A 16168-nucleotide genomic window follows, 5' to 3' on the forward strand; every position below is an offset into this window, starting at 1 on the left:
TGGCGTCGTTAGTCACCCGCGAGGGAGTCCTGGCTGGCTGCGCAGTTGTTCGGCCCGAGCTCAAGAGTGAATGCCTCCTCGTCGTCGACAGCATTCTGGTCGAGATTTGTCGCGATGATGTCCTCGTAGTTGGCCGGCCGCGGCGGCATGTCCGAGAGGATGAGGTTGACGAATTCGTCTTCGTCCATCGTGAGCGCATCCATCTCCCCGACGAGTTCGCCGATGGGCGCGGTGTACGTGCCGTCGTCGGCCGGCTCGGCGGCGTCGCTGAAATGTGCGCCACCGATGAGCGTGTCGTCGGGCAGTGACAGCACGCGCTCCTGCAGCGACTCGTAGAGCATTCGTGCGGCGTCAGGCGCCCCGTCGTCACCCTCTTCCAGGTCAGGGCGGGCGACGCTCTCGATGAACAGCCCGTCGCCCGTCGCGAGCAAGCTCTCATCTAGGAGGTACGACGTCATCCCAGTCGTGTGGCCAGGTGTGGCGACCGTCTCGATGGCCGCGTCGCCAATCTGGAACGTGTCGCCGTCCACGGCCTGCGTCAGTTCGTTCGCGTACGTGACGCCGCGGTCGACGGCAGCCTCGGGGATGACGCCCTCGACGCCCTCGTCGTCAATGTCGCGCACACCCGAGATGTGGTCAGCGTGGACGTGCGTGTCGAACGCATACTTGAGGTCGATATTGAGCTCATCAGCGTCATCAAGGTAGCGATCGGTGAAGGCGCGCAACGGGTCGATGATGGCAGCTTCATCGTCATCGTATAGGAGATATCCGAGACATCCCGAAGATGGGCGCTGGTACTGGATGAGGGTCCCTTCCCCATCGTATCGTTCGACCTCGACGGCCTCGTAGATACTGGCCCAGCCATTCATGCCGTCTTCGAGATGATCGACATCGTATCCGAGTTCTACGAGCGTGCCCGCGACGTATTCGCTGGCACCACCCTTGGCACAAAGCACCGTCAGCTCGCGGTCATCCGGTATCTGGTCGAGCACCTCGGTGTCGATGTCGTCCTCGAGGAACTCGAAGTAGGGGATGTTGATTGACGTGACGTTGTCGCCGCTAATCCGCCACTCATCGTAATCCGATTGCATACGCGCGTCGAGGAGCGTGATGTCCTCGCCGGCGTCGATGCGGTCTTTGAGCGATTCTGGGTCGACTGATTCGACCTCGACATCCGGAGTCGGGAAGTCGTCTGCGTTCATCTTGTGCGGTCATTTCTATCGGTGGGATACAGAAAAGCGTTTGCATAGCAATTCAACTATTAAACAATACTACACTTGCTCAACCCACTGCTCAAATTCATAAAGTGGCTTTAGATGGTTGTATGAGGCGTATAGACTACTTATTCCGTTAGCACAGAAGTCCATGTAGTGCACAATAATCGATATGCTTTTACTCCCAAAGCCAATATTGTGTGGTAGCTCCAATACAGACTAACGGAGCAGATAACCAATGAGTGTAGAATTCGACATTGCGGAGACGCTTGATGTGAAAGGTGAATCGTGCCCGATGCCAGTAGTGAAGACCAAATCAACGATTGATGGTCTCACTCAGGGAGAGGTACTTGAGGTCCTGGCGACGGATTCGGGGAGTATGAGCGATATTGACGGCTGGGCGGATGGTACCGATGGCGTCGAGCTCATCGAACAGCAAGAAGGAGACAGCGTGTACAAACACTACGTGCGCAAGACCGAGTAATAATGAGTACGGACACCCCTGACGCGCCGACTGGCGACGTGCCATCGCGTGCGGAGCTGGCCGCACGTGTTGACGAACTCGAGACCGCTCTCGCTGACGCTACCGATGAGGAAGGGCAAAAGAAGATGAGCATCATCGCCACGAAGGGAACGCTCGATATGGCGTATCCCCCGCTCATTCTCGCCAGCACTGCGGCCGCCTTCGGGTACGAGGTGACGGTTTTCCACACCTTCTGGGGGCTAGATATCCTCCATGAAGAGCGTTCGAAGAACCTCAAGCTCAGCTCTGTCGGGAATCCCAACATGCCTGTTCCGAACGCGGTTGCCGCGCTGCCGGGGATGGACCGGGTCACCACCAAAATGATGGAGCGGAAGATCGACGACAATGACACCGCAACCATTGAGGAACTCATCGAGACGAGCCTCGATATGGGTGTGGAGTTCCAAGCCTGCCAGATGACCATCGACCTCATGGACTACGATGAGGAGAACTTCTATGATGGTGTGACCACCGGAGTTGGTGCAGCAACCGCACTCCAAGATATGGCCGATGCAGATATCCAGCTGCTCGTCTAAGCAGTAGATCTCTGATTTCTCCCATCGTTGGCGTTCTGGAGCCGTACCGTCTATGCTGTCGGTTTCACAAATCAAGAGCTGGATGCATTGCTTACCGATCTGGCTCAGTCACCAATCGGCCACTGGTGTCGGCAGGGTCGTATCTTCAGAATTTGTAGGTCTCGAAGCGCACTCAGGGGGGAGTATGGTCCAAGTGCCATCTCGGTGCGGTGTCACAACCTTCCTCTGACGTTACCCGAACTGCGTCTGCACCTGTTCGCTCACATTTACCGGAGTTAACCATTTTGCCAGTGTGTCTATCCTATATGAAAGTGTATACCTGTGTTCAAGAAAGAGCGAGAATATCTCAACGCGGGTACACGGACATCCTCAGTCCCACTCCGTCTCCAGTTCGTGTATCAAATCCGCAATCTCGGTAGACGTATTCACCGCATGGACTGATGCACGGATTGCGTTCGGTGAGGGTAACGACCGAACAACAATACCCCTCGAACTGAGCCGATTTACTGTCCGTTCTGGGGCCTCAACTTCGATTGTCACAAGTCCAGACTCTGGGTCGGTCGGGCTGTGGAGCTGTTCGTCAGGCACTCCATCAACCAACTGCTTGGACAGCAGCTGAATCCGGTCTGCAATGCGGTGGACGCCGACCTCATCAATTACATCAATTGCTTCGGCCAGCGCAACATGTGAAGCCGGATTGGCTGACCCGACTTCGAACCGACGAGCGCCCGGAGAGAATTCATACGGGTCTGAACTTGGTGTTTCAACGCCCCGGTAACCGATACTTGAGGGTTTCAGTTTTTCTGCAGCTTGGTGGTCGACATACAGTACCCCACCACCCCACAGCCCTAGGAGCCATTTGTGACCGGCAGCTGCGACTGCATCAGCCCCCCATTCGTTGACATCCATCGGAAGCTGCCCTGGCACTTGTACAGCATCAACGAGGACGAATGTGCCAGCATCATGGGCAATCTCGACGAGTTCTGTGACCGGTAATTGAGTCCCATGAGTCCAGGTGACTGCACTAAAACAGACTAACTTTGCATTACTGACTGCATCGGTGAACGTATCGGCATCAAGCCGTCCGTGGTCGGTTTCGATTACTTCGACATCGACACCCTGTTGAGCTAACCGCTGCCATGGAAGGGTCACCGCTGGGTGTTCAAGATCAGTCCGGACGACCGTGTCTCCCGGCTCCCAGTCGATCGCGTTTGCGATTGCGTTGATTCCAGCAGAGGTACTCTCGGTCAGCGCAACCTCACTCTGTTGGGCACCGATGAACGCGGCAGTTCGCTCGCGCACTTGATCATACGTCTCAAACGCAATCTCGTATGGATCTCTCCGACTGTTCGTGTCGTATTCGTGCGTTTGTATGAACTCATTGGCTGCATCGACAACATACTGTGGACTCGGCCCATGTGCGCCGAAGTTCAGGTACGTATCTTTCTGCAGCGCAGGAATATCCGCACGGAGTTCTTCTGGGTCCATGGTTGGGAGTCTGCTTATGCAGTATACTGTTTAATCAGGTCCGTGAGCGACTCCTTGCGTTGGCTACCACGAAGTCGCTTCACCGGGTTCCCTGAGACGAACAGGACGAACGTGGGTGTACTTTGGGCACCAAACTCAATCGCGGTCTCGAGATTCGTTTCGATATCCACTTTCACGACTGCCGCATCAGTTTCGCGTGATAGGTCCGCAAGGACTGGCTCCATCTGTGTACACGACCCGCACCATTCGGTGTAGAACTCGACGAGGGCGACATCTTCCTCACCGACAATAGTGGTTAACTCACCGCTTTCAAGTGAGCGAACAGTACTTGCTCCGGTTGACTGTGCTTCCATCAGTAGCACATACGCACCGCTCAGTTAATAGTCTTGTGTATATTATACAATACAGTGAACCATGAAGGAGCTCGCCCGGACAAAGGAGACGTAGAACTGCCACCAGTTTGCCTGGGGCCCCTATCGTCCCATACCAGTCTGAATAGTCAATTACAGAACAGCGACAAGCGTGAGAAGGCTAATCTTGAGGAATCGAATCTTCGTCAGTCGGGTATTCACATCGGTGAAGTAGTTGTCTTGTGACGGAATACCAGTCGTTCAACAGCGTCTGCATATCCTGTGCAATCTCGGCTGGCTCTCGGAGTTCGTACTCATAATGATAGCCGTTGTTGTCTTTCACCCTCTGTTGAACCACGATATCTCGCTCTACGAGCCGCGACAGAGATCTGTGTGCCGTTGACCGGTTACATCCAAGTTGGGTCGATATATCCTCGGTGGTGTTCGGTTCTGATGCTTGGTGTATTAATTGAAATACGGCTTTGTCTCGGTCGTTGAGGCCGTAGATACAATCTAGTAACTCGGGAGTGTGTAATTCGGTGCTTAGTCCTTCACTGACTGATGTGATGGTCATTAACGGATATATTGGGCCAACGGCAATGAAGGTTATTCTGTAAAATCGCAATACTGTGGCAGTCATGATCTCCAATATATTTTGAAACGGCCGATATACGTCTTAGAGGCGAATTCTCTCGAAAGAGATTTGTATTGTACATCCACTATACTACATAGATGTCAGTTCCGATTAACCCCGAAAACATTGATCCAGAAGATATCGGCGAGGCCCGTGCTACACTCAACATGAGCCATGAAGACGCGATTGAGCACGTCCGTCGTGTATTTACAGATACCGGGTTCGGTGTCCCGGTCGAATTTTCACCCTCTGAGATGCTCAACGAGAAGATCGACGCGGGCCGCGATCCGTACTACGTACTTGGTGCCTGTAATCCATCAGTTGCCGACCGCGCGCTCGAAGCCACTGATAACAAACTCGGAGCGCTCATGGCTTGTAACGTCGTCATATGGGAAGAAGACCCGGGTACACAGATCGTATACCACACCTCGATTATGCGTATTGCCCGGCTAATTGGGATGGCGCCGGATAATGAAGAGATGGCAGATATCATCGCCGACACGGGTGAGCTCGTCGACGAAGCATTCGAAAATCTGTAACACGGGAGAACCGCTGTCGTCTCAGTCTGGTGAGGCTATCACAAGAAATGTATCTGAACGCATCGCCTGGAAAGAAACGTCGAATCCCGCGGCGTTGAGTTTCGTAGTTGTCTCGTCGATATTATATCGCTCATCAACTGGTGGTCCGGCATTTCCTGGTCCGTCAGCTGCCCAGTCGAATATAACCAGCTTTCCGTCCAATACGAGCACACGTCTTAGCTCTTCCAGAGCGGCTTCACTCGCAAACTCATGGTACGTCATCGTTGACAACGCCGCATTCAGCTCATCAGTCTCGAATGGCAACTCCTCAATCCCAGAGCGGACGAGGTCAACATTCTCGGGGACTCCCTTCTCTCGATAGAATTCATGCATCTCCTCCTGGATATCGACGGCATAGACATGGCCAGACACTGGCGCAATCACATCGGTGAAGAACCCAGTCCCACTTCCTAGATCCGCGACTGTCGTCTCTGATGACGGCTCAAGCGCCCACAACAGTTCCTCTTCTGAAATACGTCGATACCGTTTCGATGCATCCTCAAGCTCCGCTGCTCCATCTGCATCAAATGTATGATGTCCCACGTGCACAATAATGGGCGTGTCGTGATATACTTGACGAGCCAGCCTTCACCACGTAATACCGCCAATAACCAGATTTGCTACGAATCCGATTGAGAACAACATCGGTGCAGTCAGCCTAATCTTTCCATTCCACATCGTTGCAATCCAATTGAATAGCTTGACGGCTGTTGGTATCGCAATCGCGAGGGTAATCGCCATGAAACTCGCCCGAATGCGGGGGTCAACGCCGGAGGAGAACATGTGGTGGGCCCACACGCCGAAGGAGAGTACACCGATTGCCAGTGTCGAATAAATAACGAATTTATATCCGAAGAGCTCTCTCCCCGGGAACTTCGGAATAATCCATGAGACAAGCCCCATCGCTGGGAGAATAAGGATGTACACCTCGGGGTGTCCCCAAAACCAGAACAGGTACGCCACCACCACAACAAGGGCGACTCCCATCAGTACTGTCCCAGCCAATTGTTCGCCTGCCATGGATTTCGTTCATACAGGGGTAGGGATATTCCCACGGTTGGTGTAGAACAAGTCTACATCTTTCTGTGAATCTAGCCGTTGTAATCGTGCGGTATTTGAACAACAGTACCTAGAGGGAAAGTCGCTTAGTGGCCTTTTGTGTGTTCTGTACGTCTTGAATATTGTTGAAAGTTTGCAAACCAACAGAACAATTTAAGATGCCAGACCTCGTGGCATAGTGTATGGAAACAAACGTCGGCTCAGTAGATCAGAGCGTACGTACTGCCCTCGGAGCATTTGCAGGTGGTCTCTCTTTAGCTGTCCTCGCTGGACAGGTAGGACTCCCGATGATTGCTGCTCCAGTGCTTGGCGTTGTCGCACTCGTCGCACTGTTTACAGCAGCGACCAAGTCCTGTGGTGTTTACTCAGTACTTGGTGTCAGCACTTGTCCGAGAGACGCACGATAGACCGTCAGTGAACTACCCTACTCACTCACCGCTGACGCGGTTCGCTCCTTGAGGGTAGGGCTTCCTGATTCCACGACGCGCTTTGCAGACACGGAGGTGTCCACAGGGAGTGCAGTCCCCACAGGCGTTGATTCGGAATGTCCCACCCCTACATCGTTGAGGCCGCGAGAACGGATGTTCCACACCGCGTTTGCGTCCCTGTCCGCCTCAAACCCGCAGCCATGCCTCGAATGAGTATTAGATATATGGAATGAACATACCAGTAGTGAGGTTTGCAGGCACAACGTCTATTTCTGTTCGTGGGTCCACTTGGCTTAGATGAGTCTGTACAAGAGACTGAAGCAGGGGATTCAAAACATAGGGGCACAGTCACCTCATCAGCGGATGTCACGGGCGCTCATCAAGACGCTCCTATATCGGACACTCATGGTGGTCATCACTATCTCTGTCGCGTTCTTCTTTACTGGAATACCGGTGATGCCCTCAGTATCGGCCTTGTTTCAAACGTCATCAAGACAGGGACCTACATGGGTACGAGCGGCTGTGGGATAGAGTCTCGTGGGGGGTAGCGACTACTGATCGATAGGCAAGTCTACTGAGCAGTTGGTCCAGAATCTATGATAGACACAGGGTTCTCCCGAGGTCAAGAGTCAATCTACTACCTGAACGTCCAGCTGTTGGGCTATTGTGATCGCGGTGGACTCCGTTCGACCGTACTCGTGGATGTATCCCCTGAGCGCCTCAACCAGCAAGCTGAGCCAGAACGTCGTCGTGAACGCAGTATACCCGAAATCGCTACCCAAATCGGTGCCACTATTGGCAGCCAGAGCAACTCCGACAGCGGCCCGGCGGACCCGACAGCCAACTGTTGAAGCGGCAATACGACCACCACGTCGAGTAGGGCGCTCGCGGGGTACATCAAGACCATCGCCGTGAGCCCGGCTGGAACGCCGCGCCACACGCGAAGTCGCGGGACTCGCCAGACGACGAATCCAGCGAGGAATCCCTCAGGAACCGTCCCGGCCATTCCGATCACCTGCCCGAGCAGCGGTCCATCGTACGCCTCGTACCCCGAGGGTATAATCGTCGAGATACCGACGAGTTGTGTCACTGTAATAAACGCAGTCTTGGTGAGTACTGCGACAGTTGCCATCGCATAGTCGGCGCCCGCATCCCGTCGGTGTGGGTACGGAAGGTGAGCAGCGTCGGCGCGATTCACGCGACGCTCCGTCGACGGCTGGACGACCTCCTCGACGAAGAGGCGGAAACTGAGGGCCTCTCCGACGAAGCATGAGCCTACCTCGATGGCGAGGATCTAGATGAGGACGACAAGCAACACGCGGAAGACGAGATCGCTGGCCTGACCGTCACCAGTACCGACGAACAGCTCCAAGAGGAGATCGATACGCTCCGCGACCTCGTCTCGCTGGCGGAGGATTTGCCGGTCGACTCCAAGGCTCAAAAGGTCAGGCGCTTCATCTCCCAACTACTTGAGGAGCAACCGGACGAGAAGCTCCTGTTGTTCACGGAGTACCGAGACACACTCGACTACCTCCTCGAGTACGTACAGGATGAGCCGTGGACCGACGAGATTCTCGTGATTCACGGCGACGTGGACAAGGATGAACGGACGCGGATCGAAGACGAGTTCAATCGTGGTCAATCGCGACTCCTGTTCGCGACCGATGCAGCGAGTGAGGGGATCGACCTCCAGCACAGCTGCCACACCATGGCCAACTACGAACTCCCGTGGAATCCGAACCGGCTCGAACAGCGGATCGGACGCATCCATCGCTACGGACAGGAGGAGGAGGTCAAGCTCTGGAACTTCCTCTTCGACGACACCCGCGAGAGCGAGATATTCGAGATGCTTCAAACCAAGGTCGAGGAGATCCGTTCCCAGCTCGGAAACACGGCGGACGTGCTCGGCATCCTCGACGACATCGACGTGGACTCACTCATCATGGAGTCCATCGAGAACGACGAACCGCCGAGTGCGACCAAAGAGGAACTCGAGGAGATGATCGAGGAGCGTCAGCGAACGCTTGAGGAGTGGTACGAGCGGAGCCTCGTCGATACGAGTACGTTCGACGCGGAGAGCCGCCGGCAGATTCAGGAGGTCGTCGACGAGTCAGAGGACGTCTACGGAAGCGAGGGCGACATTCGCGGGTTCTTCGAACGAGCAGTCGAAGCCTTCGGAGGCGAATTCGAGAACCGCGGCACCAACCTCTATCAAGCCGAGTTGCCTGATGGGATCAATTCGCCCGGCCAAGACGCGACGTTCGGCCCGTTCACGTTTGATCGCGACTTCGCGATGGATCACGAGGACATCACCTACCTCGCTCCCGATACGGACGTTTTGCAACGACTTATGGCACGCGTGTTGGAGGACGAGCGTGGAGAGGTCGGACTCAAACTGCTTCCGTTCGTCGACACGCCGGGGATCACCTACAACTATCGCGTGGCGTTCGAGGACGGCACTGGCGATGTGATTCGAGAGGAGACCATCCCCGTCTTCGTGGATGCTGCGCAGGAGGACGCTCAGCAGGCGCTTGGTGAGCGTGTCGTCGAGGGCGACTCCGTAGCAGCAAAGCCCGACATCGACGACCTTCGGACGGTTCTCGACGCTCAATCCGGCTTACGGGCGGCTGCCGATCGGTATGTGAGCGTGCGAGTTAACGAGATCAAGAACCATCTTCAGGAGAAGCGTTACGAGGAGACCGCTCGGGAGCTGGAGAATCTCGAGGAATACGCACAGGCTGAACGAGAACGGATTGAGTCCTTCATCGAGGAGTACGAGCGCAAAGCCGACGCCGGCTCGGATATGGACATCGCGATCCGGGGCCAACAGGAGCGTCTCGAACAGCTTGAGCATAGAATCGAAACGCGTCGCGAAGAACTCCGGCGTCGAGAGCAGATCATCTCCCTTGCGCCCGAGGTCGAGAACTACTCCCTCACGCTACCCCTCTAGTCTGTTGTGGATTTCGGGATGCAGGCAGTAAACGTATCTCTGAATCCCATGTCGGCATAGGAGTAACGGCTGGTTGGCACAGCCAGTAGCCGTCTTTCGAGGCCGCTACAAAGCATAAATATCCCAACCCAGCGGTGCGGTGCCGTGGGAATCTTCGCCCTTCAGGGCGGAGAGGATGTCAAGTGGTCAACTCTCCAGTATGCTCCCGCGCAAAGCAATCAAACACGAGCTTTGCACCGCCGATAACAACGGGGCCGATAAACAGACCGACAGCCCCGAATACGGCGATTCCACCGAAGATACCAACAACAACCACAGTGGAATTGAGTGCGCCGCTCCGACCGATCAGCGCTGGCCGGAGGTACGTATCTGAGACAGTGACGAGTAGACCATACGCCACTATCGCCGCGCTGGCGACCGGCCGCCCAACTCCGAGGAGATACACTGCGGCCGGAAGCCAGACTCCGAACGCTCCGACAAGCGGGAGCAGTGTCAGTACGAACGTGGCGACAGTGAGAAAAATCACGAGCGGGAGGCCAGCGAGTGCTAGTCCGATGCCGAGCAGTCCCGCCTGAATAGCTGCTACAAGAACATTTCCCACGACCGAGGCCCACATAAGTTCATCCAGTCCTTCGCGGAGTTCTTGTAAAATCTCCTCGTTGATCGGTATGACCCACTGGACCCACTCTATCAGATCTTCCCCATCGCGCAACAAGGCGAAGAGAACGAACAATGTGATACTCAGTCCGATAAGCAACCCTGGCACACCGCCGACAAACCCGATCGCCTCTGAGGTGATCTCTTGAATCCCCGCCGCGATCCGTTCCTGATTCGACTCATACGCACCAACGAGATTGAGAGAGTACCTCGAACCTTCGAGTAATTCTTCAATCGATGCGATATCAAGTTGTCCGCTCCTGATTGCGCTCACAACACTGAGTGACTGTTGGACGGCAACCGTGAGGAGGTAGAGAAGTGGAATAAGTATAACAAGAAGCGTAGCCACGACGACTGCGAACGCCGCAACTGTAGGTCTAGCGTACCGCTCGGCCTGTTGCTGGAGGGGAAACAGAACATATGCCAGAACTCCACCGAGTAAGACGAACTGGAGATACGGCAGAAAAATCATAAGCGCGAGGACACCGCTCAATAGCGTGAGTACCGTCAGTCCGGGTTGCCTGCGGACCCACGCAGGCGGGTCGGGTCGGCCTCCCATATCCAGAGATTCAGCAGCCTCTTATATAATTCCACAGGCGTGGTGGTGAGACTTCAGAAACACGAGGGTCGGGGATGATGGTTCTAATTTTGCAGAGCAATCGAACGCCCGAACCAGCGGTACATCTCGCCAGAGGCCTCTTGAGGTGAGTAGACTCCGCGGGCGATTATCCCTTCTTCGCCCAGCGTTCCGATGTTCAGAACGTGTGCGGGCGGCACTCGATGACGGCGTGTTCCATCCGACGCTGCTTGACGAGGAGACGGCTGGCTGTTCTCACTGTGAATTTGCACACGTGTGTGATGTTCGGCATCATCACCGACAGGCGCGGCTCGAGGGGCTTGGCGATGCACCGGCGTACGGGCCGGCAAAAAAAACTCCCCGTGAACCTCCTTGGAGTCAAGCCTTGAGGCTTCCCGTGGGTTAGTCGTGAGCGACAGTTGTGTTTCGCATTGGCCCACCACAGTCAGGGCACTCATCTTCAGGTTCCGGGCTTTCAACACCAGCTCCACACTCTTGACACACATACAACGTCGACTCGGCGGGGTCAGGATCAGATTCTACCATTATCAATTATTATATATGGAGACATATAAGCTACGGGGTCAAAATCGCGAGGCTTTTTGCTCGACTCTTACCCATTCTTTGCCACGCTGGACGGATGCCGACACAGTGGCTGCCCACCAACTCGCCCACAGGAACTTCCTTTGCCATCTTGCAACCACACACCGAGCCTGTCATACAATAGTTCTCAACACGTATGATTCATACTTTTTAGTTTGAATAAAATCGTTGAATAGCGAGACAACGGTCTTAATCGTAAATTTCGGGCTGTATAATCATCAGGTAGAGGGCGTGAGACGTATTCTATGACACGCTGGTGAATAAAGCTAAACCTGTGTGTCAGACGCTTGAGGAACTGGCGAGCACCGCAGCCCGGACTCGGTTACAATCACGATGTTTTGTCCGGAGACAGGATATTCAGACAAACGCGTATAAAATAGCGCTATTCGAAGGACTGCCACGCGACGACGAAAACACACAATCGCCACTTCTATCGAAACTCGCCTCACTTGAGATTCGAACGATCGCTGGGATGCGGTATGCTCGTGCGAAAACAGCCCGACTGACACTCCTCTATGGAGAGAGCCCGTGGCGGATTATCGCGCTGAGTCTTGGATTTATCCTTGCCGTTGCACTCATTTACCCGCTGAACGAGTGGTTGCGACCGGCTGATGGCGTGCCAATCACGTATACTCAGATCGCCCAAGACCCGTCTCTCTTCCTCGAATCACTCTATTTCAGCACACTCACATTCACGACGCTGGGGATGGGGGGGTACGAACCGCTCGGATGGGGACAAGTAATTGCGACGCTCAATACCACCTTCGGAGCGATCTTGGTTGCGCTACTTGTCTTCGTCTTCGGTCGCCGCGCTGCGAGGTGATACTCTGTTGCGAGCGTGAGCGTCATCTGCGCTGGTACGCTTGTCTCACGGTGAGTCCTGGCGGATGAATGAGACTTCAACAGAGCCAGAACGTTTCTTGTTGGTGAATGGCGCGCTCAGCCGTGTTGTGTGATGTCGCGTAGGTCGAACACGTGTACGTCATCGCGTTCGGAGACCGCTTCTTGTACGGATTGTGTAACGCCGCTACGCGTGAACAATGCGTATTCCATATTGGTGTCGCCAGTATCTGGAGTCCAGCGGATTTCCGCAGAATGGTCTTCGAGTGAGGTGAGCGCACTGTAGTCAAGGGGTGCGTTCGTGAACTTACATTCCCCCGCGACCATGGTTCTATCTGTGGTAAATCCGACGACGTCAACCTCATGCTCTTTGTACCACCAGCGGCCGATATCGAGGAACGTCTCCTCGGGAAACAGATTCGGCAGCACATCCTGACAGAGCTTCTCGAATTCTTGGCTCACGAAGTCAGGGAGTTCTGGTTCGATAACCGCCTCGTAGGCGTCTTCACCCAAACGTTCGTATCGGTCTTCGTTGCCGTAGACGAAGCGGAACCAGAAGCGAAACAGGGGATCAAGGATTCGATAGCGTCCGCGGCGTGATTCCGCTTTCTCTTCGGTTAGTGGAACCTCACGCTCGATGAGCCGGAGGCGTTCTAACTTCTGGGTGTACGTCGAAATCTGCTTTCCATCAATCCCCACTGCTTGCGCAATCTCGTTCGATGTCGTCTTCCCTGCAGCGATCGTGGTAAGGATCGCAAAGTACCGATTCGGGTCTGTGAGTTCAGTTCGGAGGACGTACTCTGGTTCATTGTGGAGATACCCCTTCTGAGAGAGTACTTCCTCAGTGAGAACAGCTCCGAGATCCTGATCAAGATTGACACCGTCAAGATAGTACGGGACACCGCCGAAAATGCCCCACGTGAAAATCTGCTCTTCAGGCGAGTAGTCGTCCGGAAGGAACGCCTGTGCGGCTGCGAAATCGAGTGGTCGGAGGTCAAGTTTCTCGGTAAATCGCCCGTACAACGGGCTGTTTCCAAGCAGAGTCGCTTCTTCCATCATGCTAATCGAGGATCCAACCAGAATGAGCGTACCCGAGGTGTTCTGGAAGCGTCGGTCCCACAGCCGCTGAATAACCGACGGGAGGCTTTCCTCAGCATCGATGAGGTAGGGGAATTCGTCAAGGACCACAATCCCATCGTGGTCGCCGAGATACCCCAAGAGGGACTCCCAGTTCTGTTTAATATCCGTAATCCCAGGAAACGTGTCGGCCGCAACATTGACGAACTCGTCAAGTTGTATCTGTGAAGTGGTCTCCGTGGCTTGGTAGACGACGGCGTCGTCCCGGTCGGAAAGCGAGTGCTGGACGAGCTGTGTCTTCCCGAGTCGTCGCCGACCGAAAATAACGGCCATCTCGGCGTCGTTGGATTCGTAACATCCACGCAGCCGTGAGAGTTCTTGCTCCCGATCCACGAAGCGTTCCATGTCTCTACTCTTTCCCCTTGGAGAATAATACTTCCGAATAGCCTATTTCAAAATAGGCTAACTCAGGATTGGCTATTTGCCAATTCCTTCTCCTGATATACCCGGATGGGTTGAGAAACAGCCGGCTCTGTTGAAACCCTTAGAACATGACCGGTATGGGGCTGTCTGCGTTCAGTACAGCGAGCGCATTTATCAGTGCAGGCTGTGTACGTTCTCGTGTATGCCTGAAGAAGTCCTGTTCAAATCAGAGAGCAACCAGAGTCGAGAAGAGATCGCATCGTACTTCCGGAAAGTCGCGGACAACCTCGAAAGCGGAGACCCCATCAACCTGAAAGCAGGGTCCGAGTCTGTAACACTGAATCCCCCTGTCCGACCGACCTTCGAGGTCAAAGCTGAACGCGAAGGTCCGGCTGGCAACATGACTGAACGCAGTATCGAGTTCGAACTCGAATGGGACGAGAACGACGGTGGGGAGGGCAGCAACAGTGGTCAGTTAGAAATCGAGTAGTCACCCCGCAGAGATCTACATGCGAGTCATTACGCGAATTTCGCGCACGCTGCAACACGATATCGACACCGTCATCGATGGATAGGGCAAGAGTCGATCGTTGATATCCTCCCCGCCCTGAAGAGCGAGGCTCTCTCCTCGCACCTCCGACAATTCGTCTACAGCTACGACCCAGGTCCATCATCTGCGACCCCGCTTGAACTCACAGTAGTACGATACTCGCCGCTCTGTCGCCGAACGCAGGTGTCGTCTGTAGCCCACCGGAGTACATATGGTGGCAACGGCTTTGTGACTGTTCGCCGTACTAATCGGTAGTGACATGTACGATTCGATTCTGCTCCCCGTTGACGGCAGCGAACACGCAACCAAAATCGTCCATCACGCGGCCAAGCTCGCGCAGCGGACTGGGGCGACGATTCAGGTGCTGTTCGTCGCCGATACGACTCAGGACAGCGTTACTGTTGTCGACGGAACCGTCGTTGACGCACTGGAACAGGACGGACAGACGATTGTCGCGGACGTCGCGGAGACGCTCGAGAGCTTAGGTGTTGAGCATGGTACCGATGTCGTTCAGGGTAACCCAGCGCCGACAATCGCCGACTACGCCGAGCGATACGACTACGACCTGATCGTCTTGCCCACCCACGGACGGACCGGCATCTCACGCTATCTCCTCGGGAGTGTCACGGAGAAAGTGGTACGCTTGTCCGACGTCCCCGTTCTGACCGCTCGTATGCAATCCGATGAGCAGTTGACGTTCCCATACGAGACTATTCTTATCCCGACCGATGGGAGTCCAGCTTCGACCGCTGCCGTCAGGCATGGCTTGGCGCTCGCGGCGACGCTTGACGCCACTGTCCACGTCCTTTCTGTCGTGGATGATACGTCGCTGGGTCCTGGCGTTCGCTCTGCATTCTCTGCGGACGAGCTTGAACGCCAGGCAACTGAGGCTGTTGAACGCGTGGTCACGGAAGCTGATGATTACGATCTGGCGCACGTCCAAACGGACGTTGAACATGGGCCACCTGCGGAGGTAATCAGCGAGTATGTTGAAACGAGTGATATCAACGCCGTCGTGATGGGGTCTAGTGGCCGCCGTGGCGTCGATCGAATTCTCCTTGGGAGTGTCGCTGAAAAGACGGTCCGATCAGCACCTGTTCCGGTCATCACCGCCCACGAGCAGTCATAAAATGTCTCAGCTGAGAAGGCTGTCTAGATACACTATCTAAAAAATCTTGGTGGTAAGTTTAGCTGGAATCACTTGACCCCGGTGAGTTCACCCTCTCACGGTGGCAATCAGTTGGAGAAGTCCTCATCAGTAGCATCTAATCGCTCACGGCGACGCCTATACTCCTCCTCGTCAATTTCGTCCCTGGCATAGCGGTTCTGGAGCGTTTTTCTGGCTGAGTCGTCGGTAGTCGATTGAGGAGATTTTTGCTTCCCAAGCCAGTAGAGCCCGCCACCGAGAACGCCCAGCATTCCGAGTACGCCACCAACAGCTTGTAGCCCTCCAACTCCACCTCCGTTGCGGCCACTCATCATTCCAGAACCACCTCGTCCCATCATTCCACCACCAGTATCCCCGCTTCCATCGCTGCTTGAGCCGTAGGCGACTGTACCCTGGTCAACAATCGCCTCACTCGATGGGACCTCTCCATCCGGGATTGAACCCTCCTCTGCCGGTCCGCCAGGACTGCCAACCACGGTCCGTCCGACCATCCCAATCGACTTGTGCGGGATG

At 54.9% G+C, this 16168-nt stretch carries 16 protein-coding genes and 3 pseudogenes; 8 read left to right on the forward strand and 11 right to left on the reverse strand.

What is annotated here, in order from left to right; translation table 11 throughout:
• Nucleotides 1-8: 8 nt before the first annotated feature.
• Nucleotides 9-1202 (reverse strand): MBL fold metallo-hydrolase, encoded by a 1194-nt coding sequence (locus DMP03_RS10090; protein ID WP_152120558.1) that lies wholly within the window; start codon nucleotides 1200-1202, stop codon nucleotides 9-11.
• Between the two features lie 250 nt (nucleotides 1203-1452).
• On the opposite strand from DMP03_RS10090, the gene DMP03_RS10095 reads away from it, so the two are divergent.
• Complete coding sequence (locus tag DMP03_RS10095; protein ID WP_152120559.1) at nucleotides 1453-1698, forward strand: sulfurtransferase TusA family protein; 246 nt, start codon at nucleotides 1453-1455, stop codon at nucleotides 1696-1698.
• Nucleotides 1699-1700: 2 nt separating this feature from the next.
• Nucleotides 1701-2273, forward strand: coding sequence for a DsrE/DsrF/DrsH-like family protein (locus DMP03_RS10100; RefSeq protein ID WP_152120560.1), 573 nt, complete (start codon nucleotides 1701-1703; stop codon nucleotides 2271-2273).
• A 369-nt stretch (nucleotides 2274-2642) separates the two neighbouring features.
• Here the strand turns inward: DMP03_RS10100 and DMP03_RS10105 are convergent, their stop codons facing one another.
• The 3 genes from DMP03_RS10105 to DMP03_RS14945 form a co-directional block, all read right to left on the reverse strand.
• Nucleotides 2643-3761, reverse strand: a complete 1119-nt coding sequence (locus DMP03_RS10105) for an aminotransferase class V-fold PLP-dependent enzyme (RefSeq protein WP_152120561.1) — start codon at nucleotides 3759-3761, stop codon at nucleotides 2643-2645.
• A 14-nt stretch (nucleotides 3762-3775) separates the two neighbouring features.
• Nucleotides 3776-4114, reverse strand: a complete 339-nt coding sequence (locus tag DMP03_RS10110) for a thioredoxin family protein (protein ID WP_152120562.1) — start codon at nucleotides 4112-4114, stop codon at nucleotides 3776-3778.
• A 178-nt stretch (nucleotides 4115-4292) separates the two neighbouring features.
• Nucleotides 4293-4751 (reverse strand): helix-turn-helix domain-containing protein, encoded by a 459-nt coding sequence (locus DMP03_RS14945; protein ID WP_152120563.1) that lies wholly within the window; start codon nucleotides 4749-4751, stop codon nucleotides 4293-4295.
• Nucleotides 4752-4843: 92 nt separating this feature from the next.
• Here DMP03_RS14945 and DMP03_RS10120 point away from each other — a divergent pair, with 92 nt between their 5' ends.
• Nucleotides 4844-5284: a DUF302 domain-containing protein gene (locus DMP03_RS10120; protein ID WP_152120564.1), complete on the forward strand. Its 441-nt coding sequence runs from the start codon at nucleotides 4844-4846 to the stop codon at nucleotides 5282-5284.
• Between the two features lie 21 nt (nucleotides 5285-5305).
• Here the strand turns inward: DMP03_RS10120 and DMP03_RS10125 are convergent, their stop codons facing one another.
• Nucleotides 5306-5866, reverse strand: coding sequence for a class I SAM-dependent methyltransferase (locus tag DMP03_RS10125; protein WP_152120565.1), 561 nt, complete (start codon nucleotides 5864-5866; stop codon nucleotides 5306-5308).
• A gap of 51 nt (nucleotides 5867-5917) precedes the next feature.
• A pseudogene (locus tag DMP03_RS10130) lies at nucleotides 5918-6292 on the reverse strand (cbb3-type cytochrome c oxidase subunit I); the annotation flags it as partial.
• A 272-nt stretch (nucleotides 6293-6564) separates the two neighbouring features.
• Here DMP03_RS10130 and DMP03_RS10135 point away from each other — a divergent pair.
• On the forward strand, nucleotides 6565-6789 hold the full coding sequence (locus tag DMP03_RS10135; RefSeq protein ID WP_152120566.1) for a YgaP family membrane protein: 225 nt from the start codon (nucleotides 6565-6567) through the stop codon (nucleotides 6787-6789).
• Nucleotides 6790-6806: 17 nt separating this feature from the next.
• Here DMP03_RS10135 and DMP03_RS10140 read toward each other — a convergent pair.
• Nucleotides 6807-7022, reverse strand: a pseudogene (locus DMP03_RS10140) (RNA-guided endonuclease TnpB family protein); the annotation flags it as partial.
• Nucleotides 7023-7978: 956 nt separating this feature from the next.
• On the opposite strand from DMP03_RS10140, the pseudogene DMP03_RS10150 reads away from it, so the two are divergent.
• Nucleotides 7979-9760, forward strand: a pseudogene (locus DMP03_RS10150) (helicase-related protein); the annotation flags it as partial.
• A 178-nt stretch (nucleotides 9761-9938) separates the two neighbouring features.
• On the opposite strand, the gene DMP03_RS10155 reads toward DMP03_RS10150, so the two are convergent.
• Together DMP03_RS10155 and DMP03_RS10160 are read right to left on the reverse strand one after the other, a co-directional pair.
• Nucleotides 9939-10976: an AI-2E family transporter gene (locus DMP03_RS10155; RefSeq protein WP_172967125.1), complete on the reverse strand. Its 1038-nt coding sequence runs from the start codon at nucleotides 10974-10976 to the stop codon at nucleotides 9939-9941.
• A 420-nt stretch (nucleotides 10977-11396) separates the two neighbouring features.
• Entirely contained in the window at nucleotides 11397-11540 is a 144-nt protein-coding gene (locus DMP03_RS10160) for a rubrerythrin-like domain-containing protein (protein ID WP_152120567.1), read from the reverse strand.
• Between the two features lie 529 nt (nucleotides 11541-12069).
• On the opposite strand from DMP03_RS10160, the gene DMP03_RS14950 reads away from it, so the two are divergent.
• Nucleotides 12070-12420 (forward strand): ion channel, encoded by a 351-nt coding sequence (locus DMP03_RS14950; protein ID WP_225871863.1) that lies wholly within the window; start codon nucleotides 12070-12072, stop codon nucleotides 12418-12420.
• Nucleotides 12421-12536: 116 nt separating this feature from the next.
• Here DMP03_RS14950 and DMP03_RS10170 read toward each other — a convergent pair whose 3' ends face one another.
• On the reverse strand, nucleotides 12537-13919 hold the full coding sequence (locus tag DMP03_RS10170; RefSeq protein ID WP_152120568.1) for an ATP-binding protein: 1383 nt from the start codon (nucleotides 13917-13919) through the stop codon (nucleotides 12537-12539).
• 220 nt (nucleotides 13920-14139) lie between these two features.
• Between DMP03_RS10170 and DMP03_RS10175 the strand changes: the two genes are divergently transcribed.
• The gene (locus DMP03_RS10175; RefSeq protein ID WP_152120569.1) at nucleotides 14140-14427 is read left to right on the forward strand and encodes an amphi-Trp domain-containing protein; all 288 of its coding nucleotides are present in this window, start codon (nucleotides 14140-14142) and stop codon (nucleotides 14425-14427) included.
• A 319-nt stretch (nucleotides 14428-14746) separates the two neighbouring features.
• Nucleotides 14747-15616: a universal stress protein gene (locus tag DMP03_RS10180; RefSeq protein ID WP_152120570.1), complete on the forward strand. Its 870-nt coding sequence runs from the start codon at nucleotides 14747-14749 to the stop codon at nucleotides 15614-15616.
• A 107-nt stretch (nucleotides 15617-15723) separates the two neighbouring features.
• On the opposite strand, the gene DMP03_RS14615 is transcribed toward DMP03_RS10180, so the two are convergent.
• On the reverse strand, nucleotides 15724-15966 hold the full coding sequence (locus DMP03_RS14615) for an SHOCT domain-containing protein (RefSeq protein ID WP_225870788.1): 243 nt from the start codon (nucleotides 15964-15966) through the stop codon (nucleotides 15724-15726).
• Nucleotides 15967-16168: the final 202 nt, after the last annotated feature.

The organism is Halosegnis rubeus, from assembly GCF_009184545.1.
Taxonomy (GTDB): Archaea; Halobacteriota; Halobacteria; order Halobacteriales; family Haloarculaceae; genus Halosegnis; species Halosegnis rubeus.